This window comes from Thermococcus paralvinellae, assembly GCF_000517445.1.
Classification (GTDB): domain Archaea; phylum Methanobacteriota_B; class Thermococci; order Thermococcales; family Thermococcaceae; genus Thermococcus_B; species Thermococcus_B paralvinellae.
The window spans coordinates 560,033-582,803 of sequence record NZ_CP006965.1 but is presented as its reverse complement, the minus strand read 5'-3'; the positions used below and the strand labels follow the sequence as shown (position 1 = coordinate 582,803).

General features: G+C 39.0%; 26 protein-coding genes and 1 pseudogene. 11 read left to right on the top strand and 16 right to left on the bottom strand.

The window, feature by feature from the left end; all coding sequences use genetic code 11:
• Positions 1–1,482 (top strand): hypothetical protein, encoded by a 1,482-nt coding sequence (locus tag TES1_RS03215; protein ID WP_042680153.1) that lies wholly within the window; start codon positions 1–3, stop codon positions 1,480–1,482.
• A 98-nt stretch (positions 1,483–1,580) separates the two neighbouring features.
• On the opposite strand, the gene TES1_RS03210 is transcribed toward TES1_RS03215, so the two are convergent.
• Genes TES1_RS03210 through TES1_RS03200 form a run of 3 tightly spaced genes read right to left on the bottom strand, consistent with a single transcriptional unit; the run spans position 1,581 to position 3,350 of the window.
• Positions 1,581–1,934 carry an Mth938-like domain-containing protein gene (locus tag TES1_RS03210; RefSeq protein WP_042680151.1) on the bottom strand — a complete coding sequence of 118 codons (354 nt, stop codon included), beginning with the start codon at positions 1,932–1,934 and terminating at the stop codon, positions 1,581–1,583.
• Positions 1,931–2,455, bottom strand: a complete 525-nt coding sequence (locus TES1_RS03205) for an NUDIX domain-containing protein (RefSeq protein WP_042680149.1) — start codon at positions 2,453–2,455, stop codon at positions 1,931–1,933. Before TES1_RS03205 ends, TES1_RS03210 begins: the two co-directional genes overlap by 4 nt.
• A gap of 49 nt (positions 2,456–2,504) precedes the next feature.
• Positions 2,505–3,350, bottom strand: coding sequence for a carbohydrate kinase family protein (locus tag TES1_RS03200; RefSeq protein WP_042680147.1), 846 nt, complete (start codon positions 3,348–3,350; stop codon positions 2,505–2,507).
• A 105-nt stretch (positions 3,351–3,455) separates the two neighbouring features.
• On the opposite strand from TES1_RS03200, the gene dapA reads away from it, so the two are divergent.
• Complete coding sequence (gene dapA / locus TES1_RS03195) at positions 3,456–4,331, top strand: 4-hydroxy-tetrahydrodipicolinate synthase (protein ID WP_042680145.1); 876 nt, start codon at positions 3,456–3,458, stop codon at positions 4,329–4,331.
• A gap of 247 nt (positions 4,332–4,578) precedes the next feature.
• Here dapA and TES1_RS03190 read toward each other — a convergent pair whose 3' ends face one another.
• The 6 genes from TES1_RS03190 to TES1_RS03165 form a co-directional block, all read right to left on the bottom strand.
• Positions 4,579–5,091, bottom strand: coding sequence for a hypothetical protein (locus TES1_RS03190; protein ID WP_042680143.1), 513 nt, complete (start codon positions 5,089–5,091; stop codon positions 4,579–4,581).
• Positions 5,070–5,657 carry a hypothetical protein gene (locus tag TES1_RS03185; RefSeq protein WP_042680142.1) on the bottom strand — a complete coding sequence of 196 codons (588 nt, stop codon included), beginning with the start codon at positions 5,655–5,657 and terminating at the stop codon, positions 5,070–5,072. The genes TES1_RS03190 and TES1_RS03185 overlap by 22 nt, the downstream gene beginning before the upstream one ends.
• A gap of 112 nt (positions 5,658–5,769) precedes the next feature.
• Positions 5,770–6,531, bottom strand: a complete 762-nt coding sequence (locus tag TES1_RS03180) for a 7-carboxy-7-deazaguanine synthase QueE (protein WP_042680140.1) — start codon at positions 6,529–6,531, stop codon at positions 5,770–5,772.
• Entirely contained in the window at positions 6,528–6,791 is a 264-nt protein-coding gene (locus TES1_RS03175) for a hypothetical protein (RefSeq protein ID WP_042680137.1), read from the bottom strand. Before TES1_RS03175 ends, TES1_RS03180 begins: the two co-directional genes overlap by 4 nt.
• Positions 6,792–6,800: 9 nt before the next feature.
• Entirely contained in the window at positions 6,801–7,304 is a 504-nt protein-coding gene (locus TES1_RS03170; RefSeq protein WP_042680135.1) for a hypothetical protein, read from the bottom strand.
• Between the two features lie 243 nt (positions 7,305–7,547).
• The gene (locus TES1_RS03165) at positions 7,548–7,868 is read right to left on the bottom strand and encodes a cupin domain-containing protein (RefSeq protein WP_042682682.1); all 321 of its coding nucleotides are present in this window, start codon (positions 7,866–7,868) and stop codon (positions 7,548–7,550) included.
• 99 nt (positions 7,869–7,967) lie between these two features.
• Between TES1_RS03165 and topA the strand changes: the two genes are divergently transcribed.
• Positions 7,968–10,157 (top strand): DNA topoisomerase I, encoded by a 2,190-nt coding sequence (gene topA, locus TES1_RS03160; RefSeq protein ID WP_042680133.1) that lies wholly within the window; start codon positions 7,968–7,970, stop codon positions 10,155–10,157.
• Here topA and TES1_RS03155 read toward each other — a convergent pair.
• The 4 genes from TES1_RS03155 to surR all read right to left on the bottom strand — a co-directional run bounded on the left by TES1_RS03155 (position 10,140) and on the right by surR (position 12,626).
• Positions 10,140–10,406 (bottom strand): hypothetical protein, encoded by a 267-nt coding sequence (locus TES1_RS03155; RefSeq protein WP_042680131.1) that lies wholly within the window; start codon positions 10,404–10,406, stop codon positions 10,140–10,142. The two genes, topA and TES1_RS03155, sit on opposite strands and share 18 nt — an antisense overlap.
• A 122-nt stretch (positions 10,407–10,528) precedes the next feature.
• Positions 10,529–11,716 carry a geranylgeranyl reductase family protein gene (locus TES1_RS03150; protein WP_173391310.1) on the bottom strand — a complete coding sequence of 396 codons (1,188 nt, stop codon included), beginning with the start codon at positions 11,714–11,716 and terminating at the stop codon, positions 10,529–10,531.
• Positions 11,717–11,723: 7 nt separating this feature from the next.
• Positions 11,724–11,921 carry a DUF362 domain-containing protein gene (locus TES1_RS03145; protein WP_042680127.1) on the bottom strand — a complete coding sequence of 66 codons (198 nt, stop codon included), beginning with the start codon at positions 11,919–11,921 and terminating at the stop codon, positions 11,724–11,726.
• A gap of 15 nt (positions 11,922–11,936) precedes the next feature.
• Positions 11,937–12,626 (bottom strand): sulfur metabolism transcriptional regulator SurR, encoded by a 690-nt coding sequence (gene surR, locus TES1_RS03140; RefSeq protein WP_042680126.1) that lies wholly within the window; start codon positions 12,624–12,626, stop codon positions 11,937–11,939.
• A gap of 145 nt (positions 12,627–12,771) precedes the next feature.
• On the opposite strand from surR, the gene pdo reads away from it, so the two are divergent.
• A complete protein-coding gene (gene pdo / locus TES1_RS03135; protein ID WP_042680124.1) occupies positions 12,772–13,446 on the top strand; it encodes a protein disulfide oxidoreductase in 675 nt (224 codons plus the stop codon).
• A gap of 37 nt (positions 13,447–13,483) precedes the next feature.
• Positions 13,484–14,089, top strand: coding sequence for a tRNA (pseudouridine(54)-N(1))-methyltransferase TrmY (gene trmY / locus TES1_RS03130; RefSeq protein ID WP_042682680.1), 606 nt, complete (start codon positions 13,484–13,486; stop codon positions 14,087–14,089).
• Here trmY and TES1_RS03125 read toward each other — a convergent pair.
• Positions 14,086–14,547 (bottom strand): single- stranded DNA-binding family protein, encoded by a 462-nt coding sequence (locus TES1_RS03125; protein ID WP_042680123.1) that lies wholly within the window; start codon positions 14,545–14,547, stop codon positions 14,086–14,088. The two genes, trmY and TES1_RS03125, sit on opposite strands and share 4 nt — an antisense overlap.
• 56 nt (positions 14,548–14,603) lie before the next feature.
• Between TES1_RS03125 and TES1_RS03120 the strand changes: the two genes are divergently transcribed.
• Genes TES1_RS03120 through TES1_RS03105 form a run of 4 tightly spaced genes read left to right on the top strand, consistent with a single transcriptional unit; the run spans position 14,604 to position 16,689 of the window.
• The gene (locus TES1_RS03120) at positions 14,604–15,278 is read left to right on the top strand and encodes an adenylate kinase (RefSeq protein ID WP_042680122.1); all 675 of its coding nucleotides are present in this window, start codon (positions 14,604–14,606) and stop codon (positions 15,276–15,278) included.
• 49 nt (positions 15,279–15,327) lie between these two features.
• Positions 15,328–15,591: a ubiquitin-like small modifier protein 1 gene (locus TES1_RS03115; RefSeq protein WP_042680121.1), complete on the top strand. Its 264-nt coding sequence runs from the start codon at positions 15,328–15,330 to the stop codon at positions 15,589–15,591.
• A gap of 4 nt (positions 15,592–15,595) precedes the next feature.
• A complete protein-coding gene (locus TES1_RS03110) occupies positions 15,596–16,273 on the top strand; it encodes a class I SAM-dependent methyltransferase (protein WP_042680120.1) in 678 nt (225 codons plus the stop codon).
• A complete protein-coding gene (locus tag TES1_RS03105; protein WP_084340011.1) occupies positions 16,270–16,689 on the top strand; it encodes a ParB/RepB/Spo0J family partition protein in 420 nt (139 codons plus the stop codon). The genes TES1_RS03110 and TES1_RS03105 overlap by 4 nt, the downstream gene beginning before the upstream one ends.
• On the opposite strand, the gene TES1_RS03100 is transcribed toward TES1_RS03105, so the two are convergent.
• Positions 16,686–19,523, bottom strand: coding sequence for a peptide transporter (locus TES1_RS03100; protein WP_042680118.1), 2,838 nt, complete (start codon positions 19,521–19,523; stop codon positions 16,686–16,688). The two genes, TES1_RS03105 and TES1_RS03100, sit on opposite strands and share 4 nt — an antisense overlap.
• 10 nt (positions 19,524–19,533) lie before the next feature.
• Positions 19,534–21,344: pseudogene (gene glmS, locus TES1_RS03095) on the bottom strand (glutamine--fructose-6-phosphate transaminase (isomerizing)).
• Between the two features lie 258 nt (positions 21,345–21,602).
• Here glmS and TES1_RS03090 point away from each other — a divergent pair.
• Both TES1_RS03090 and TES1_RS03085 read left to right on the top strand, forming a co-directional pair.
• Positions 21,603–21,809 carry a PCNA-inhibitor gene (locus tag TES1_RS03090; protein ID WP_042680116.1) on the top strand — a complete coding sequence of 69 codons (207 nt, stop codon included), beginning with the start codon at positions 21,603–21,605 and terminating at the stop codon, positions 21,807–21,809.
• A gap of 151 nt (positions 21,810–21,960) precedes the next feature.
• A complete protein-coding gene (locus TES1_RS03085; protein WP_042680114.1) occupies positions 21,961–22,752 on the top strand; it encodes a helix-turn-helix transcriptional regulator in 792 nt (263 codons plus the stop codon).
• Positions 22,753–22,771 lie beyond the last annotated feature (19 nt).

The following is a 22,771-nucleotide window of genomic DNA, read 5'->3' as shown; positions in this document are numbered from 1 at the left end:
ATGTTTGAAGTTGTTAAGATTCTCTACCGCGAGCTTCACTACCAGATTTTGAAGAGAAATCCCCAGATAGCAAATGACGAGAAGAAATTCAAAAAGCACCTCAAGAATACCATTAGCATAAAGAGAAACGTCACAATTCAAAGCATTGCCTTCGTTTTCTTTGGAATTATGATGGCTATAGGGCTTTCTTTCTCTGATGATAAAACCTATATAGTTGCGATGCTGTCCTCTCTAGCATTAATTCCATTCATATTTTCGCTTTATGTTACTGCGGTTCAATCCTCTTATGTGGTCTCGCTCGGTTTGTTTGAACCTATAAAAGCTCTGCCAATAAGAATTGGAGCACTCTACTTGAGCGAGCTTTTGATGATTGACCAAATCCCGGCTTTAGCAATGATTTTACCAAGCATAGCTGTTGTTGGCATAAAGTACCCTTTGAATGGGATCTTAGCTCTGCTGTGGATTTTCATAGGAATGCTGACTGGGCATACACTTGGCTTGATAATCTACTCTACCTTTGGGCTTAGAATAAGCTACAGAAAGAGCAAAAGTGGAAGCCTAAAAAACATCCTTAAGATTTTGGCAATATTTGCATTTATGGGACTGTTTTATGGAGTAAGCTACATGCAAGAGTACATTCAAGAGCACAGTAAGCAAGTGGGTGCAATCATCGGCAGATACTCTATAGCGTATCCATTCACAATTTCCTCAATTTTTGAGCCGAAAAAGAGCATCATCCTGCTTTTAATTTATGCAGGTGTGTTTGTTCCTCTGTATAGGCTTGCCCTTAAGAGGGTCTGGAGCGGGATTCTTGAGCCGAAGCTTGAATCTGAGAGAGTCAGAGCTACAGGCTTTAAAGCGTCTCTTGGAGGAAAAATGTTTGCCCTCACGCTCAAGGATTTGAGGATAATATTCCGAAAGACTGCAATGATAACGGGTTTTCTCATGCCTGTCTATGTGCTCTTTCCCCAGATAATTATGGTTCTTCAGAGTGGAAACTTTCCAGTTTCAAAGGCAGTTTATTTCCTCATTACTTTGGGAGTCTTTACAGTTCCGGGAGCTGATGCAGTGCTTAAGGTAGAAGGTAAAGTCCTAGACTTCCTAAAATCATTACCGCTCACCAAAAGAGAATATGCATTGAGCAAAGCCCTCTCAATGTCTGTAATCCCAATACTGATTTCCGAGCTGATTTTAGCGCTTGCTGTTCATTACAATCCACAAGCTATCATTCTGCTTCCCTATACATTTCTGCTCCCGCTGAATGCTTCATTCCTAACGATGGTCTACTTCTTCCGATACGAGGGGATTGAGCTTGGAATTCCGGAATTCAACATTGGACATATGATTGTGCTGATGATTTTGGTTGGAATTCTCTTCGGAGTGATAGCGTTGCCTCTCCTTGTCTTAAGCTATCCTTTCAAGTATGCAGTCAGCTTTGTGATTAGTGCAGTGGCTCTGATTGTGCTGTATCAGATGCTTTGATTCCAAAGACTGAATACATTTCCGTGATGAGAGAGTTGAAGAAGATACAAAAGAATTCCCATGTCAAAAATTTAAATAAAATCCAGCATACCTTCGAATTAGCATGTAATGTGAAAAACTCCCAGCACCTTCTTTTCTTTCCTCAATTCATTGAAAAGCTTTATCGCCTCTGGTGTTGGCTTTTCAATGATCTCTTTGTCCTTAACAATCTCTTTAGCCTCTGGGAGTAACCTCAAAGCCCCATAAATCCCGGTCCCTACAATCAAAACGTCAAAATCCTCCGTAAGATACTCCTTCAGCTCATCTGGATCAAACTTATGACTTGTCCCATGCTTTTTCTTTGAAAGCTCCTTCTTCCTGTGCTCAATCTTTCCGGAAGGATAGATAACGATGTCGTGGGTGTATCTCTTCCCTTCGACAATAATCTCGCCAAACTTCACAGAGTCAATCATAGGCTCGCCTCCTTTAAAATCCTCAGAGCATCTTCCATTATCTTTGCATGGTCAAAAGCCAGCTTTAAGCTTTTAATCTCATCAAAGCTGAAGACTTTAGCCTCTTTGGCATCATCTCCACCTTTCAGATCACCATACCCTTTGGCCAAGAAGGCTGTTGTAACTGTATGTCCCCTTGGATCTCTGTTAGGATCGCTGTAAACCCCAATGAGCTTTATCAGCTCAACATCTAACCCTGTCTCCTCCTTTGCCTCTCTAATTGCTGCATCTTCTACTCTTTCCCCGTAATCAACGAAGCCACCTGGCAAAGCCCAGTGATCTTTAAAAGGCTCATGTCTGCGTTTTATCAAAACAACCCCATTTTTATATACAATAACCAAATCAACCGTCAATCCAATGCATCTATGAATCTCAGCTTTTAGCTCAGGATATTTTTCTGAAATGAGCTTTTTTATATCCTCTTTAACCGCAGTTATATTATAGCCTCTAGGAGCCTTAATTAGCAGAACGTATCTGTCCATAGCCCTCACCTCGAATTTTCACCTCAGAGAAGTCCCGTCTCATCACTTCTCAGCGTGCTGACGTTTCTTCATCGGTCATTATTTTCTCAACTTCCACGTTTTTAGCGTTTTCTATGGCTTCATCAAAATCAAAGAACGGAGTGCGGTGTTTGAGGAAGAACGCCGTGAATGATACTGCTTTTTTCAGAGCCTGCATGAATGGGCACTGCTTGTAAAAGTATGAGAAATAAGCTAAAAACGAGTCTCCAGCTCCTGTTGTTTCAGCGACGGGCATCTTTAGAGGTTCAAAGTGATATCTATTTCCCCTATATATTGCCTCTCCTCTGTCAGCACCATTGGAAATCAGCATAACATCTGGAAGCTTTGGATCAATTAACATCCTAAATTCATTCACATCGGCATGAGCGACCTTAACTCCTTTCAGAAAAGATGCATCAATCTTTTTGAATTCGACTTTTCCATCTTTAAAGTCTCTCACAAATCCTTGAACATCAAGGGATATAAAGCTCTTTAGGTTGTTTACTATTTCGATTGGAATTTCATTGGCAACGGGATTTAAAATTACTATATCAGAATTCTCATGAGGGATTTCCTCTGGTTTGAAAGGTTCAGCTTTAGCCAGCAGCTTAAGACTCCTCGTGTTTTCATCAAGATATCTAAGCTCGTAAGTTGTTGTTTCCTTCGATGGTAGAACTGTAATCTTTATTCCTTTTTCTTCAAGTTCTTTCAGCCATTTTCTTGGGAAGCTCTTGCTGATTTTAGTTATAACTTCCACATCACAGAAAGGCGAAAGTACAAGAGCAGAATAATAAGCCCCTCCTCCAATTCTCTCGGTTTTGGTGTTTCCTCTTATTATTATATCGTGAGTTAAATGCCCTATTATAATGCATTTCATTGTCGAATCCCATTTCAGCTCTTATACAACTGAACTTAAAAGCTTGTTCATCAAATTTATCAAAAAATTTATTACCTAAAAATCCAACTTTTGTTGGTGTTCCGTTTGATTGAGGGTATATACGTTCCCCATGTAACGCCTTTCGATGAAGATGAGGAGATTAATGAAGAAGCTTTGAGAGATCTTATTCATTACTTTGAAAATGCCAAGGTGAGCGGTTTTGTAACGCTAGGGAGCAATGGTGAGTTTCCATATCTGAATTTTGAAGAGAAGCTAAGAGTTTTAAAAATAGTTTGTGAAGAGACAAATCTGCCAGTTATAGCTGGTGTGACTGAAAATTCAACGCGAGAGACCATAAGACTGGCAAAAGAAGCCTGGAATCTTGGTGTAGATGCCCTTTTGATAGCACCACCTTACTACTTCAAGCCCAACGAAAAGGAACTTTTTGCTCACTATTCTGCAATAGCTCAGAGCGTTGAAGCCCCAATTCTGATTTACAATGTTCCCAAATTTACTGGTATAAACATTCCAATTAAAATTATTGAGCGTTTAGTTGAAGAATATTCAAACATAGTGGGGATTAAAGATTCAAGTGGCTCAATTGGGAGGATAGGTGAGCTTATCAGAAGGCTTGGCGAAGACATGAGCATCTTAGCTGGAACAGCTGATTTAATTTATCCTGCCTTGGCATTAGGGGCTCATGGTGCGGTTATAGCTGTTGCAAATGTTGCTCCCCGCTTATGTGTTGAGCTTTACACTGCTTTTCTTGAAAAGAAATATGATAGAGCTAAACGTCTGCAATTGATGATAAACTACCTCAATGAAGTTCTTGTGAAAAAATACAATCAGATAAGTGCAATAAAGGAAGCTATGAACATGCTCGGCTTAAACGTTGGTTATCCAAGGATGCCCTCCCTGCTACTTGATGAGCAGGCTGTTCAAGAGATTGAATTTGCACTTGCAGAGGTTGGATTATTGTGAAGGCTCAGCTACGTCGATCCCGGGCATCAATACCCCAAAGGCCAATCTACATCATCGCCTAAGGTGAGCTAATTTTGTCTATTATAAAATTTTAACTGTCCTACCAATACTTGGACAGAGCTTACCCCCATAACACTGCCTAGCAATCCCGCTCTCTCTGGAGGAATTAAAGGTGTTGAAAACACTAACCAAACCTGCAACTAGAAGCAATAGTGATATAACTAGCACGATTTTTATTAAGACTCTCTTAACTTCTATGTCTGTGCCCCCTTATTGTAACGTATAACAATATTCCACTTGCAATTCCTACTATGCCAATCATAAACAGCCCCGCTATCTTAGCCACATATTCTCTAGCTGTAATCCATTGAAAAGCTATAAGAGCGCCTCCAATCATTACAAAAATTGAGGATAGGCTATCTAATAATGGGCTCTCAAACCTTTCTAGTATCAATGAGAGCACAATTAAAATCCCGACTATAGCATAAATTTTGTCGCCTTCTGTAAGTCCGAGAGATATAGCGAGAATAATCGGTAGAGCTATTAAAATAGACTTAGCTTTTTCATTCCGAATTTGTGGAAGTTCTACGTCGCTTTTAGCTAACAGATAAGCACCAACAAGCATTACCACAAGCATCGCTATAGCGAAAAGCTTTGCCAATAACTCTTCTCCCTGATCTTGGAGATATAGTGAGAGGAGCTCAAACAAGATTAGTAACAACATCCATCCTGTCACGATTATAATTCTCTTCTTTTCCATTCCCTCACCTCCTTAGCAGTTTTAATGGATACAAAACTGTACATAATCATTCCAACTCCGAAAACTTTCATCAGAAGGTCATGGAAGGTAAGAAGAATGATGCCGAGAATTATAAACATGCCCCCAATAGTAGCAATCACTGCTTCAGCTTTCCTTAACATGGCAAAAGCACTAACTGCAAACCACAGTATACCGAGAACAGCGAAAAGCGGACTACCCATCAAATGCCACTGAATGAGCATCGCAACTCCAAAGATAAGCCCATTAAGTGTGTTAGTTCTGTAGAACTTGTCAAGATTTTTAGCAATCCTTTCTAGCTTTATAGATTTTAAAGATTTCCAAACGCTCCAAATCAGAGCTGCAAGGATAAGCAATGCGATTACAAAACTTAAAAGTTCGTTTTCTTCAAAATAAATATATGCAAGAATCAAAGGAAAGAGCACAGCCACAAATAATACAACTGTCCTTACCTCGTCCTTTTCAAACTCATACCTTTTAACACTATCCCACAGCAGCAGTACGATGATTATCACAAACAGTACCGCTAGCAATGACGATGGATCCATATGAATCACCCAATTGTTTACTCTTGGCAAACATATCCACATGACACTATAGCACAATCTAGTCTTTTAAATTATTCGGAGTAATCTGGATGATAATATTTGAGAAAAGCACTCACAAAACATTCAAGTACTTATGAACTTGAAAGCTCAATCCAACGTTTTCTCTCCCCAAAATCTTAGCAGCAGCTTCGTAAAACTCCATCAGCTGGTTTTGTGTTAAATCAATTGGTTCCTTTGGCTGAATTACCATTGGAGCTAAGCTTTTGAGAAGAGAAGCATACCACTCAACATTTTCAAGTTTAGTGTCTTTTGTAACCACAAGTTTGGCATAAACCTTTGTACCAGCCTTCTTCAAGACTTTAATGCTCTCAACTTCCCTTAGGATCAAATCCCTCCAGTCCTCAGTTGCCCTTGCAGTTTCATCTTTTATGTCAACGCTTGCGTAATCAACGAGATGAGCAATCTCGGCAATCTTCTCTGGAAAACCTCCGTGAGTTTCGAGGAAATTCTTAAAGCCAAGCTCATTCATTCTTTCCATTAATGCCATTAAAGGTTTAATTTGTAGTGTTGGCTCCCCTCCAGTATAGCTGATTGAATGAATATCCCCAGTGTCAAGGCTCAAAATAACCTCAACAACTTCATCTAAGCTGGCTGGATTGGACTTATATTTAAATTTCCCAGAAAAAGGCTCAACCTCGTAGCGCCACTGTAAAACTCTTGAGGCATCTATGAACTGCCTTGAGTCGCACCACACACAGTTGAGATCACAGCCAGCAAATCTGACAAAAATCTGCCTCCTCCCAAAGGCTGAGCCCTCTACACTTCCACCTTCGCCCTGCCAGCTGTTAAATATTTCTGCTAGGACAAGCTTCATTGAGACACCTCACTTAAATCAATTCCCTTCACCTTATCACTCACATAGCCCTCAAGAATTTCAACCCTAACCTCTCTTTGCTCTCCCATCAAATCAGCCAGGAGTCGTACTCCATTTGCATAGTCCCACAGCCTTCTCTTAGCTTCTTCCTCAATAGCCTCGCACATTACGACGATCTCTTTTGCATTTTCCCTACTCGCAATCTCAATTACCTTCATTGCATCACTAACCGTGAAGAGTCCTTTCTTCTTGAACAGCATAAAACCACCTCATATATATTTCATCAAAAGCCTCACAGCTCCTTCTAATACTTCCCTATCCTCAGCATCCACGACATTATCAAGATAATGGAGTGATTTAATGTTTAAGATGAGATATGCTTCATTTCTGCTCAAGCCCAAATCATAAGCCTCATAGAACACAATTTCCTTCCCCAATGCTTCATTGAGCATCTCAATGAAGTAGTCAATTTCCTCAACGCTTAAATCACTCCAACGGCTTTCAATTTCATCAAAATATTGTTCTAAAGTTCTTAATGTTTCGTAATCAATTTTAAGCGTGCCTTCAATGTAAGGAAACTCTCCAATGCGGAATATCTTTATCCCCTCATCATCCTGAACCCCCACATAGTCCCACAGAAGAAAGCCTTCAAGAACACTTCCACTTCCATACCGACTTGCCAAATAGGTAAAGCGCTCCATGATATCTTCCATATCCATTAAAAACTCTTCCTCATCCTCAAATCTCACAATTTTGCTTATTGTTCCTGCCATTGCTCACACCTGTTGTACTTTCATACTTCATGTAGGGTTAAGTGTTATAAGCCTTTGGCTCCTACATTATTATGCCCGAGGAGTATTGGGTTGCGATGACCTCGGGACCCCCAGGGGGGCGACATCCCTACTGCCCCCCAAAATTTATATCTCTCCCTGATCCATCGACTTCGTACTGTGTCATAAAAAGACTTCAGGAAAAAGAGAGGCAGATTAAAAATTGAAGAAGCTAAAGAAGCTCATCTATTCCTCCTTTATCATTATTAAGAGCATCTTAAATCTGTCCAATGCTCTCAACGCATGAGGTTCGTTGGCAGGCATCACTATCATATCCCCTTCTTTGAGGTAATACGACCTGCCTGAAATGATAACTTCAGCTTCGCCATCTAAAACATACACAACGGCATCAAAAGGAGCAGTATGCTCGCTCAGCCCCTGCCCTTTATCAAATGCAAAAATGGTCACGGTACCAGTTTTTTTGTCTATTATAGTTCTGCTCACTATTGAGTTCTCTTGATACTCCACCATATCCTTCAGCTTTTTAACTTCTGGAGTTATGCTCATTTTGAAGTCACCTTTATAAACTTCCGTCGGTGACATATAAATATCCTGCGCTCCGCAGTGTTTTTATATCTCTCCCTTCAACTGCTCTAAGGTGTTACTATGGTCACGCTCATCATAGCAGAGAAGCCTAATGTTGCAAAAAAGATAGCACATGCCTTAGCTGAAGGAAAACCAGTACGAAAAACTTTGTATGGTGTTCCATACTACGAACTAACAAGAGATGGAAAAAAGATTATTGTAGCTCCAGCAGTTGGTCATCTTTATACACTAGCTCCAAAAACTAAAACTTATGGTTATCCAATTTTTGACATCGAGTGGGTTCCTGTCTATGTTGCTGAAAAAGGAAAAAGTTATGCTAAAGATTATATCAAAGCTTTGAGAGAGCTCGCAAAGAGAGCTGATGAATTTGTAGTTGCTTGTGACTATGATACCGAAGGTGAGGTCATTGGATACACAGCATTAAAATACGCCTGCGGTGTTGACCCAAAGAAAGCAAAGCGTATGAAGTTCTCAGCTTTAACAAAACGAGATATCCTTAAGGCATGGTACAACATTGAGCCAACAATAAACTTTGGAATGGCTGATGCTGGAATAGCCAGACATGTTCTTGATTGGTATTGGGGTGTCAACCTTTCGAGAGCTCTAACACATGCCATAAAGCGTGCAAGCGGCAAATGGATGATTTTAAGCACGGGTAGAGTTCAAGGGCCGACACTCAAATTCTTAGTTGAACGAGAAAAGGAAATTGCAAACTTCAAGCCGACTCCATACTGGGTAATAAAGATGATTTTGGAGAAAAACGGGAAACAGTATACAGCTACTTACGAAAAAGAACGCATCTTAGATGAAGAAGAAGCAAAGCGCATTGTTCAAGAGGCCAAGAAAGGGCCAGCTTTTGTCGAGAAAGTTGAAGTTAAGCAACAGAAGAGGAATCCTCCCCATCCATTTGACTTGGGAACACTCCAGAGAGAGGCGTATTCTGCTTTTGGTTATTCCCCAAAGAAGACCTTAGACATTGCACAAAGGCTGTATGAGCGTGGATTTACGAGCTACCCCAGAACCTCCTCCCAGAAACTCCCTAAAAACCTAAACTACAGATACATAATTCAAAGCCTCGCAAAGATTACAGAGTACAAGCCCTTTGCCCATGAGCTTTTGGGTAAATCTCAGCTAAAACCAGTTGAAGGGCCAAAAGATGACCCAGCTCATCCAGCAATTTATCCTACTGGTGAATTACCAAAACCTGGAGAGCTAACTCAAGAGGAGAAGAACATCTACGATTTGATAGTTAGAAGATTCTTGGCAGCATTTGCAGACCCAGCAGTTAGAGAGATAATGAAGGTCATAATAAACTCAAACAATCACAGGTTCATTTTAAGCGGAGCAAGAACAGTAAAGGAAGGCTGGCTTAAAATTTACGGCAAATATGTCAGCTTTGATGAAGTTATTCTGCCCAAGTTTAGAGAAGGTGAACCTGTCAAGGTTATTCAAATCAAGCGTGAGAAAAAGAAGACAAAGCCACCTTCGAGATACTCTCCAGCGAGTGTCATTAAGAAGATGGAAGATTTAGGAATAGGAACAAAGGCGACAAGAGCTCAAATTTTAGAGACACTCTATCAAAGAGGCTACATTGAAGGGAAGAAGAAAATTAAGGTAACTCCTCTCGGCATGAAAGTAGTTGAAGCTTTGGAAAAGAACGTGCCGGAAATTGTCAGCGTTGAACTTACAAGAGAATTCGAAGAAAAAATGGAAGAAATCATGAAGCGAAAACTGAGCAAAGATAGGGTTATTGAAGAAGCAAAGGAACAGCTGATAAAAATTCTCAAGGAGTTTAAAGCCAAAGAGCTTGACATAGGCAGAGAACTGATGGAAAAACTTATTGAGAGTGAAGAAAAGAAAACAAAGAAATCAAAGAAAAAGACTGCTAAAGAACTGACAGCAGAAGAGGAAGAAGCAATAAAGCGGGCTGCTGATAATGAAAAAGGAAAAGAAGAAGGAAAAAGAAATAATAATGAAATAATTGTAGGAAAATGCCCTAAATGTGGTGGAGATTTAGTTGTGAGGTACAACAGAAAAACAGGAAAGAGGTTTGTCGGCTGTTCTAACTGGCCTAATTGTGATGTTACGTATCCTCTCCTCCAGAGAGGGGAAATAATTCCAACGGGAAAAGTTTGTCCAGAATGTGGTAATGCTCCAATAGTGAAGATTAGAGAGGGAAATAGGGAATATGAGGTCTGCTTAAATATGAACTGTAAGAAATGGAAAAGAAGGTCAGGCAAAAATTATTGAAAAGCTTAAGATTAAGCACACAAACCATAGCACGAGAGACTTTAACACCGTTCCCTTCTCTTCAGGATAAACCCCCACGATCATCATCTTGTACAGGAACCAACCAAAATAAGCTAAAAAACCTACAATAAAAAATAACACTGCAATCTTGACAGTAAGTTCGCTCTCTGAGCCTAAGGCCAAGATTATTCCCTTTGTTGCAATAGCTCCAATTGGAGGAAGAATGGCAAGCTTATATGCAAGTTCCATACTTCTCCCTCCAGTAATCAAATAATTAAGAAATATTTGTACTTAAAATATAAGAAGTTTTCTAAAACCTTTGGTTTAGATGAGGTATAAAGCAAAAAATCACAAATAGAAACTTGATAAAATTAAAGGGCTTCTTTCAAAAGTTTGAGCATCCTTGGTTTGAGCAAGATTTTTGGGTTCTTTATCAAAGCCTTGAAGACTTCCTTGTAATCTCCAGCAGCTATTTTCTCGGCATCTGCACTACTCAACGCTTGGACTGCCACATCAAGCTCATCATCGCTGAGCTTTTCACTTATCTGCCTAACTTTTAGAATTCTAAGAAGCTTTTGACCTTCTCCAGCCCACCATTCATCCGTATATCCCTTAAGCAGTTCAAGGTTTTCTTCGCTCAAAGCTTTATCAATCCATTTGCTTGCTATTGTTGCTGCCTCCATAGCTTCAGCCATTCCTCCGCCGTGCATTGGGTTTACTTGCCTTGCTGCATCACCAACAACCACAACGTTATCTTTGACAAGCTCTTTCAAAAAGCCGCCGACTGGGACTCCTCCAACATTGACTTCTAGAATCTTGGTTCCTTTTATGTTGTTCTCTTTAAGCCACTTCTCTAGATAGTACTTTGCTGTTTTTGGATTGTCTCCATTAATTCCAATTCCAACATTAGCTCTATCTTCGTCTTTTGGAAAGATCCAGACATAGCCTCTTGGAGCAACTTCATTCCCAAAGTAAAGATGAATTATATCAGGATCAAACTCAAAATTCTCAATTATCATTTCGTATTCATAGGCAGAATCAAGCTCGTGAGGTGGTAAAAAGCTGTTTATTCCGGCCCACCTTGCTACCCTGCTTTCTACACCATCAGCTGCGACAATTACATCAGCGTAAATCTCCAAAGACTCTCCTTCGTGCTTAGCCTTAACTCCAGCTATCCTACCTTCTTTCCTTATTAGACCAACTGCTTCTGTTTTTGCCATGACATCTGCTCCTGCTTTGGCTGCATAATAAGCAAGCATTTTATCAAAAATCTTTCTCTCCAAGATTACACCAGCGACTTTATCATACCTGATTTCAAGTTTGTAGCCACTTGGAGAATATATAGCAGCGCCATAAATTTCCCTATTTATAAAGCGTTTATCCATGGGAATATCATATTTTTTAAAGTTTGCGATGCCCAATCCTTCCCCACATCTCTTTGGTGAACCTATTTCAGCTTTTTTATCAATCATGAGAACTTTGTATCCTTTTTTAGCTAAATTCCTTGATAAAATTGGCCCCGCAATGCCAGCTCCAACGACTACAACATCATAATGCAGCTCCATTTCACTCAACCTCCTTAGCAGTCAATGCTCCAACTGGACAAGCCAAAATGCAGAACTTACACCCAATGCATTTTTCTTGGAAGAATCTCCATTCTTCGCTTTCAATTATTATTGCCTCTTTTGGACATACTGCTACACAAGAACCGCAAAGATAGCACTTTTCTCTGTTAATCAGTATTTTAACCCTTGGAAGCGTCATAGTTTAACCCCCTTATTATTTCACAATTTTTCTAAGTTTTTCCTCGTCTATTTTAATGCTATCTTCTTTTATTATTAACGGTACAAACTTGTTTAACTCTTCAGCTTTTTTGATAACCTCTCTCTCTTTGAGATTTAGGCGATCACTAAGGTCTTCAATTGTAGCCTCCCCATAGAGCAGTAAATAATGTAATATTGCTAATTGAGTCATGTCTCCAATTTCATCTAAATAACGCTCTTTTATGCTTCTGACAAGCATATCTCTATAACTTTCGAGTGTCTTAAGAGCCTCTAAAAGATTCCCCAGCTCTTTGTTGGCATCGATAAAATTGATGACCATTGACTGCAATGTATCAGGAGAAGCATCGAGATTTTCAAGATTAATCTCAAATTTTCTGAGGCTTGGCTTTTCCTCTAATTTAATCCCTTTATACCAGAACAAATTGGGGGTAACAGTGACAACGTAGGTGTTAGATAAGGTAATTTTGTAATATTTTCTTACTGGACCAATGAACTTCCCCTCTTTTTCATAGGATTTCAAAAGTCCCTCTCTTTCCATGATCTTGAGATGCTTTGATACTGCTGTTGATGAAACACTAACTTTATTGCTTAATAGGCTAAAATAACATTCAGTACAAGTTAAATGACTAAGTAAATCTCTCCTCACCTTATTCCCTAAAATGTAAAATATATCCGGCTCAGACATGTCCCCCACCTACTCAAATTTGTAGCGTAAAGCTTATATAGTGTGCATCCAACCTTTGGTTGACAACTTTAAATTTGCAAACTTTGTTAAAATGTTGCACTCTAAAGGTTATAAACCTTTAGCTTAAAGATTGGAGGTGTTTGAAATGGGATTGATAAGCGATGGAGACAAGAAAGTTATTAAAGAGGAATTCTTTTCAAAACTAACTAACCCAGTCAAGCTCATCGTGTTCGTGGGTAAAGAACACTGTCAATATTGCGAGCAGCTTAAGCAACTTGTTCAAGAGATTAGCGAGCTAAGTGATTTAGTGAGTTACGAGATTCATGACTTTGACACTGAAAAGGAACTTGCAGAAAAATACAGGATTGATAGAGCTCCAGCGACAATAATCACTCAAGATGGAAAAGATTTGGGAGTTAGATACTTTGGACTCCCAGCTGGACATGAATTTGGAGCATTCCTTGAGGATATAGTCGATGTATCAAATGGTACAACTGACTTAATGCCAGATACAAAAGATACACTTAAGAGCATTGACAAAGATGTCAGAATACTAGTTTTTGTAACCCCAACCTGTCCATACTGTCCAATGGCAGTTAGAATGGCTCACAAATTTGCTATTGAGAACGCATTGGCTGGAAAGGGTAAAATACTTGGAGATATGGTCGAGGCTATTGAATACCCAGAGTGGGCTGACCAGTACAGAGTCATGGCAGTTCCAAAGATAGTCATCCAAGTTGATGGCGTTGACAAGGTCGAGTTTGAGGGTGCTTACCCAGAGAAGATGTTCCTCGAGAAGCTCCTCGAAGCTCTCGAGTGATTTTTAAAGCTCTTTTTATATTTTAATTTTGATGACAATGAGGATTTTCATCATCAAAGCAAACCATGCTCATACAAAAGCGGATTTCAGCCTGAAAGACCTACCAGGGACAAGCGGCAGAATTGACTTACTTTGCCGAAGCATTAACTCCGCTTTTCTGCTCTCTCATGGTTTTCGCAAAAATGTTAGAGTCTGGTTAAACTTAAACGGCCCACCAAATCCACCCAAAACCATTCGATTCGAAGGTAACGAGATTAGACCCAAGACAATAAATCCAGATGAGAGAAGCATTGCAAAACTGATAATTAAAGCATTAAAAGTTGGTGAGGAAATAAAGGAGCCCAGCAAAGAGCATCAGGTTCTGCCTGGAATTTACATCAGCAATTTAACATTTGAAGACATTGTGAGAAAGACTATCAAGACTGCAAAGCTTTACTACCTTCACGAAGAAGGTAAACCGATAGCTGAGGTTAACTTTAAAGGAAACGTTGCATTTGTTCTCGGAGATCACGTTGGATTACCTAAAGAAGATGAAGCTTTTCTTGAGAGCATTGCGGAAAAAGTTAGCATTGGTAGAAAGAGTTATCTGACCTCACATGTCATTGTTTATGTTAACGTATTCCTCGATAATCTGAGGATTTAGCTTTCCTCTTCCTTTTCGAATTCAAGCTTTAATGTTGTGTGCTCTTGCTTAATTTTCTCGACAAGTTGGGAAATATCATCACTTAACTCTCTCAGCTTTTCTGACAGCTTACTCAGTTCTTCAATTACAAGCTCAAGGGCTTTCTCACTCTCTTCTACCTCGCGCATAGCTTCTGCTAACTTTTCTTCTTCTTCCTTCTTGTAAATTTCAATCTTCAAACTATCATAGTTCCATTCAATTTTTCCGTCTTTGATTTCAAACTCCACTTCAATTCTTACCACATCCTCCTTTTTCACTCCTATCTCTTGGAACTTGCTGAAGAGATACTGATTGAGTTCTGCTGCAGCTCTCACAACCTCTTCTGGATTAACTTTTCCCCTCGTAATGGCAAATAGAACTTTCCTCACTTTGTTTGCATAGCCAGCTGCTCTAACAAAACCAGTTAGGAGACGGGGCATGCTTACCACCACATTCTTTTTATGCTTTGAATTATAAATCACTATCGGTGACCTACATGAATATCTTGATTTTTGGGCCACCTGGAAGCGGAAAATCTACTCATTCGCGAAAAATAGTTGAAAGATATCAGTTGGAGTATATATCCTCTGGAGATATAATTAGAGCAGAAATACAGAAAGGAACAGCTTTAGGTAAAGAAATGGAGAGATATCTCGCACAGGGTGAATTAATACCAGATACTGTCGTTAATACGCTAATCCTCTCAAAACTTAGGAGGGTGAGAAATAATTTCATTATTGACGGATATCCAAGAACAGCTGAACAGGTTTTGGCATTGGAGACTTATCTTTATGATCATGGCATAAGGCTCGATGTTGCCATCGATATATTCATCTCAAAGGAGGAAAGTATCGAAAGAATAAGTGGAAGGAGAATATGTAGCCGATGTGGAGCTGTGTACCATGTTAAATATAAACCACCAAAAGTTTCAGGAAAGTGTGATGTATGTGGCGGTGAACTAATCCAACGGAAGGATGATAAATCTGAGATAGTCAACAGAAGGTACGACATTTATATTAAAAACATGGAACCTATAATAAAATTCTACCAAAAGCAGGGAATCTACGTCCAAATTAATGGCCACGGAGGAATTGATGAAGTTTGGGAAAGAATCAGACCACTATTGGACTACATCCATAACAGAGAGAAAAAGAGAAAAGAGCACGAGTAAGAGAAAAATCTTTATTTCCAAACTCTAAAACTTGATTTTGGTGAGTCTAATGAAGGTGAAGTTTTATGCCACATTGAGAGACTTAACTGGAAAGAAGGAAATTGAAATCAGTGGAGTAAGAACCGTAGGAGAACTCCTAGACAAGCTTGATAAGATGTTTCCGGGGATTAAGAAAGAGTTAATCGATGAAGACGGTGATGTCAACGGAATGATACTTGTGAACGGGCATAACATTGTTCACCTAAAGCTCTGGGATACCGAGCTGAAGGAAGAGGATGTAATTCATGTATTCCCTCCAGCTGGTGGTGGATAAAGGGATGGTACAATACTTCGACAAAATTGCTCACCGCTACGATACATGGTATCAAACAAAAGTTGGCCAGTACGTTGATAGAACAGAAAAGAAACTTATTTTCTCCATGATTAAAACAAAGAGAGGAAAAGCTCTGGATTTGGGCTGCGGTACTGGAAACTATACCACTGAACTTTATAGGAGAGGCTTTGATGTGATAGGAGTCGATTTAAGTCAAGAGATGCTTAAAATTGCCAAGTCCAAGCTTCCTAATGTTCTCTTTATTCGAGCTAATGCATATAACTTGCCATTCAAAAAAGAAGTCTTTGATTTGGTATTAAGCGTTACAATGTTCGAGTTTATCTATGAACCTGAAAAAGTTCTAAATGAGATACATCGAGTATTAAAGCCGGGAGGAGAAGTTGTCATTGGAACTATGAATGGAAGAAGTTTATGGTTCCTTTTCAAACGATTTAAAAGCATTTTTATCGAAACAGCATACAGATATGCAAGGTTCTATACTCCAAAAGAATTAGAAACACTCTTGACAAATACAGGATTTGATAATGTAGAGAGCAGAGGTATTATATTTTTCCCACCGTTCTTTCCATTTGTTGAAATTGCTGAAAAAGTTGACCAGAAATTTAACAAAAATTTGAAAAGTATTGGAGCCTTCATAGCTGTTAGGGGAATTAAAAAGTGACAGAGAAAGAAGAGATCATTTTGATAACAAGGGAGAAGGCATTTGAAAGAGCAAGGCACCTCAAACGGGAGAATGAACTCATTTATGGCGTTAAGTTCAACATAGACCACAAATATCTCCCGCTTGATATTCTGATACCAACCCAGAGAGAACTCAGTGAAGCGAAGCTGCTGGTTGTTCTCCAAGAGATTAAGCATGGCTATGATGCTCCTATCATAGTGTTGGAACATCGAGAGGGGTATTATATCCTTGATGGCCACCACAGAGCTTATGCACTTAAAAAGCTTGGATTTTCCCAAGTAGAATGCTTAATTCTAAAACCAAGAGAAGAAATTGAGACAAAAATTGAAGAAACGGTTCAAAGATCAAAACTAAAAAGTTTAGACGATATAAAAATAGTGAGAGACAAGGGCTAACCTTGCTTATAAATCACATACTCTTTGTCTGCTATAAACACTGGCTCAATTCTCTTGCCTCTAACAATTACTTTATCAGCTCCATATTTCTGCTTGAGCTGTTCTATATACTGAGCAAAGACCTGGGGCATCTCTACATCTGCCGTTATTGTGTTCACACCAGCTTTAACTGAGATACCTTCTTTAACTGGAACATACTTTATGATGTCCATGTGGGGCTCAAATGCCGCATTTTCGTCTTCATTACTTGTTCCTTGCGTTCTGACCAGATATATTATTGTGGCCCTCAAGTATAGGCTGACTGTGTAATCTTTGTCAAATTCAGCTGTGAGCTTAAGCTTTCCACTCTGGCCTTCTTTTACAACATATATAGGATTAACGGGTTCCCCATTAAGCATTGGAATACCAGCTAATACTCCCACTGGACCTTTTTGAGTAAGCACAAGCTCGTATTTGGTGGCATTTGGGACATTTAATGTTACTTCAATTGGCTTTTCGTTGAGGTGGTCTATGTTAACATTGGTTGCTACTGTTTCATCAGCTATCAGCTTTCCATCCTTGTATGCTCTGAGCTTTATTGTTGCATCCTTCACATCTCTGCCAAATGCTGAGATGTAGAGTTTGGCTTTATATTCTCCTGGTTCAAGCTTTTTGATTGGAGTCCATGTTCCGTTTTTGTATATGTCTATCCTGTACACTATGAATGGATGGAACTCATACACATTGATATCTCCTGTTGACTTAACAAGCTGGAAGTTTGGAACTCCATTCCCACCTAGAAATGCCATTCTGAAGAAGTTGCTGAGGGCAACTTTTTGGTATGTTAAGATTGCATAATTGGGGAATATCCACACAATTCCAGGATAAGTTCCTTGTCCTTTGACAACTTCTCCTGTCTGGGCAAATATCGTCTGTATAGGTTCAAGTTGCTGATTTCCAATCTGAATTACAACTCTCTTTTTACCATTTTCTTCAAGCACCCTTATAAGTTGGTTCTGGCTTAGAGCATAGAGATTGTCTCCATACTTCTGGAAAGGCAGAATCATGGCAAGATTATCCCTTTCCTTTCTGCTTATTGCTCCACCAAGGTAACTTATTGCGTTGAACTTTGCATAGTCATATGTCCAGATTATGAAATAGTTAAGCTCCCAGCTCTCAAAATCAACTTCACTCTTTAGTCCATCATTTGCAAGGAATCTCGCCAGTATGTAATCTCTATCCCTTGCGTGACCTCCATCTGCTGGAGATCTTCTGTTTCCTAGCAGAGAACTCTCAATCCAGTATCCATAATCCCACCATGAGGTAGCGGTTGAAAGTTTTGGAGTGTTCTGATTGAGCCACTTAAGGACATCTTCCCAAGAAGGAGTTACTGAACCTGCTTTTGCCATAGCTTTTGCCTGGGAATTCATAGTGGTTGCACCAACTATTGGGATTGGTATGAACAAAATTATTAGAAGCACTGCGTACAAAGCTTTTGTAGATGTTTTTTCTTTCATATTCTCAACGAGGCTAAACAGCTCTCCAATTAATATCCCAAATACTAATATGACAGCGCCCGAAGCCAAGAACAAAAATCTTACTGCAGTCCACATTAAATAAAGAGACATTACATAGTAAATCAGTACAAACAGTTGCTTTTCATTGACTTCTCCATGTCTAAGTAAGCTGTTTAAGAAGCGCACTATCACTGTCCCAATGCCAAGAAGTGAAAGAAGAAATATCATGCCATCGGAAGACTTCACTGCATAGTACGTTGAGACATCACTCCATGTTGTCTTTGCCAGCTCCTGCACTGTCTCATAAATCTGAGTTGATTGATATGCACCGCTCATGAGCCTGAAAAGCTTTGGACCCACGTAGGCATAAGCCCCTGCAAATCCTATGAGAATTATTATTGCCACTACTGCAAATCTGTGCTTTTTGTCTGAATAGTTGAGCCTGAATCTCTCGCCGTAGAGCATTATTAGAGTCAACAACACCAAGCCAACGAAGACTTCAAATGCAAATTTTATAAACGCTCTAACTTGGATGATGCTCTGGAAAGTTAGGAGGTAACCTAAAACTAACACTCCGAAATACGCTGGGTAAAAGTCTCTGATGAACTCTTTGAGCTTTTCAATATTTCCAAAAATGAACAATAAAATCGCGTAAACACTTGCAAAGCCAAGGAAAACCATTAAGCCAAACGGCGAACCATTCCAGACGCTTAGAGAAGCTACTGAAAGAACTATAAAAAGCACCCCCCAGATGTATCTTTTCTTATCTCTCGTTTTGAGGTAAGCGAACAGCGAGAGCGTTGCATACAAGAACAGCATTAAGAATGGTCCATCACCTCTGTTATTTCCTGAAAATGTTCTGACAAAGTGGGCTGTTGAAAACATCATGATTGTAGCAGCCCATAGCCCAGCCCAGTCTGAGTGAAACTTCTTTCCGAGTAAATAGATTGCAATAATGCTGAAAAATCCTACTAACGGAGGCCAGAGCTTGAACACTGCTATTTCACTGTATCCAAACACTGAGAGAATCTTATACAGTATGGCAGGTAAGATGTAAAGTCCAAGGGGCTCGGCTATTTTAGCCCCAAATGGAGCATCTGCCATCATATAATATTTTGGTATCCATTCCTTTATCGTGAGCTTGTAAATTTCAAAGTGATAAAATGTATCCGGATCTATGAAATATTTGTAGCTTGCTGTTTGGTATCTGATCTTGAAGCCTATGACTGCCACAAGCAGTGCCAAAATTGGAAACGCATATCTCCTAATTTTAGCAAAATTAAAAGAAGATGATTCGGATTTTTCTTCTATTTTTTTCTTGGTTTTTGTCTTCACCATTCAAACCACCTCATTCGACTGTTACAGATTTTGCTAGATTTCTCGGCTTATCTGGATCATTGCCTCTCAAGACAGCCAAATGATATGCTAATAATTGCAATGGAACTATATAAACTATAGGACTCAAAACCTCATCGACTTTAGGCATTTTTATCCAGATATCACTTACTTTTTCTAACTCTTCGTTATCTCCGAGGCTTATGATTAAGGCTCCTCTGGCCTTAGCCTCTTGAATGTTTGATATCATTTTCTCAAATGTTTTCCCACTTGGAGCAACTGCTACAACTGGAACACCTTCTTCAATTAAAGCCAATGGGCCATGTTTCAATTCTCCAGCTGAGAGTCCTTCTGCATGTATATAACTTATCTCCTTAAGCTTAAGAGCGCCTTCAAGCGCAGTAGCAAGGCTTATACCCCTTCCTATGTAGAAGAAATCTTTTTTCTCTTTAAGCTCCTCACTAAGTGCTCTTATCTTACTTTCATAACCCAAAGCTACCTCAACATATTTTGGCATCTCATACAGCTGAGCTTCGAGTTTTTTGAGGTATTCTTCTTCAGTTGTTTTAAGATGCTTAGCCAGAGCAATTGCAAGCATCGTTAAGACTGTTAATTGTGTTGTATACGTCTTTGTAGCAGCAACGCCTATTTCTGGTCCTGCATGAGTGTAAAGAACAAGGTCGCTGATTCTTGTTGCCATGCTACCCACAACGTTCACTATGCTCAGAACTTTTGCACCTTTCTTTTTAGCTAGCTTTATTGCTGCCAAAGTGTCAGCAGTCTCTCCACTTTGTGTAATTGCTATGACAAGTGTATTTTCATCAACTAAATCTTCAAACTCATACCTGAATTCACTTGCATCTTCAACCACTGGAACTTTTTTTTTGCAAGCCTCTGGAAAAGATACTTACCCACAATTCCAGCATGATACGAAGTTCCCATGGCAACAATGAATATTTTCTCGTAATTTGAGATTTCTTTAGCAATTTTATTTATTATCTCAGCATTCCCATATATCGCTTCCTTTATTGCCTTTGGCTGTTCATGAATCTCTTTGAGCATGAAGTGTGGGAATCCTTGTTTCTCTGCCATTTCTAGCGTCCAACTAATTTCGTGGACTTTTTTATCTTTAATCTCTCCCGTTTTCAGGTCTTTAACAACAAATGAATTTTTGGTTACAATGGCATATTCACCGTCGTCAAGAAATACGGCTTTGTTAGTGTACGGGAGGAATGCTGGAATGTCTGAAGCAGCAAACATCTCACCCTCTCCAATACCAAGAACAAGAGGGCTCTCATTTCTCACAAAGTAGAGATGCTCCTTATCCTTTGTATAAATTATTCCAAGTGCAAAAGAGCCTTTAAGTTTGAGGAGTGCGTATCTAAGGGCGTCTTCAAAGTTCTTAAAGTCTCTCAGAGCATCTTCTATTAAATGAGCAATGACTTCAGTATCAGTGTCACTTTTAAATTTATGTCCTTTTTGAAGAAGCTCTTCTTTAAGCTCGAGATAGTTTTCAATTATACCATTATGGACAATAGCTATCTCTCCGGTACAATCAGTATGGGGATGAGCATTTACATCATTTGGAATTCCGTGCGTTGCCCATCTTGTGTGCCCAATACCTCTTTTTCCAGGCATTTCAAGGAGGTTAAGCTTCTCTTTGAGCTCATCAATTTTTCCGGCACCTTTCTTGATGTGCAACTTTCCATCTGCTTCTGTTACAACTCCCACAGAATCATAACCTCTGTACTCCAATCGTTTAAGGCCATCAACGATGACATGACAGGCTTTTCTTTCACCGATGTATCCAATGATTCCACACATTTTTATCCCCCATTTTTATGGTTACTATCTTTTGTTAGACAGTGTTAGTAATTAAAAGAGTTTCTCTGAAAATCGTTTCAAAATTTTGCTCAGTACCATTTCACAAGGTTTTATATGATAAAATACTGTTTATTATACTTTCATCTGCAAAAACAGTGTTCATTCTTGTTACTTCTGGTATCCCCATCCTGTACATGGATTTTAGTATTTATCAAAAAACCTATATAAGCGAAATCTTCAATTTCTTCGGGTGAGGAGATGGACAAAAAACTTGATGAATTCATTACATCCTCAGTGAAAATAAGTAAGGAAAAGAGTACAAAAACTATTAAAAAGAAGCGCCTTCGACCAACTAAGCTTGACAGTTTTCTTCCTGAGGAGCACATAAATTATTTCAAAGCTCTTAGAATTGGTTCAAAGAAGATAAGAAATGTTAAAATTAGTGAGGGAACTTTGGATGAATAATCTGGGATATTTTAATCTATTATTTGTGCCTTGTTGAGAAATTCTTGGGTTCTATTTTATCATCATATGCGAAATTTTATTAGACTAATTTTTATATAGCCTGAAAAAATATTAAATAAAACTGTTGAAAAATAAAAAGTGGGGGATAATAATGAACGCTGAAAATCTATTGAAATTCATAATAAGTTCAGACTTAAGGCGCAAACTGATTTTATCATTGGGGAATGGTCCTAAACTATTGAAAGATCTTCAAGTCGAATTAAAATCAACACCTTCTTCAATACTTCATGCTCTAAAATCATTAGAAAGCAAAAATATAGTGTACCAAAAAGAGGACACAAAAGAGTATGGACTCACAAATGTTGGATACCTAATGTACATTCAGCTTAGAAACATCATTGATTCATTTGATTCCATAGTTAAATTTGAAAGCTTCTGGATAACTCATGATGTTAAGTCTGTTCCAGAAGAATTCCTCAAAACAATTGGGGATCTTAAAAACTCTAAGCTTATAATTGCTTCTCCTGATGAGCTGAAATCTCCTCATGAGGTTTATCTGGAACTTATTAGAAACGCAAAATGGGTCAGAGCAATTTCTTCAGTTGTGTTTGAAGAATATTCAAAAGCGTTTTTAGAGTTAGCTTTTAAAAAGGCAGATATTGAAGCAGTATTACCAGAGAAAACTTTTGAAATGCTTCTCAAAATGCTTGATCCAAAGGAAGTGGAAGCCTTAAAGGAGCTTCCAAACATGCGCATTTATACTTTAGACTGGAATCCTAGAGTTTCATTCACAGTTACAGATTCGGTACTTTCATTTGGTTTGTTATTCCCTGATGGTAGGTACGACATGACCATGGACTTGGTTAGCTATGATCCAAAAGCTAGAAAATGGGCCCTTGACCTCTTTCACTACTACAAGAGGTTTGCAAAGAGAGTGATCTAGCTTTCTTTTCTTCTTTAGC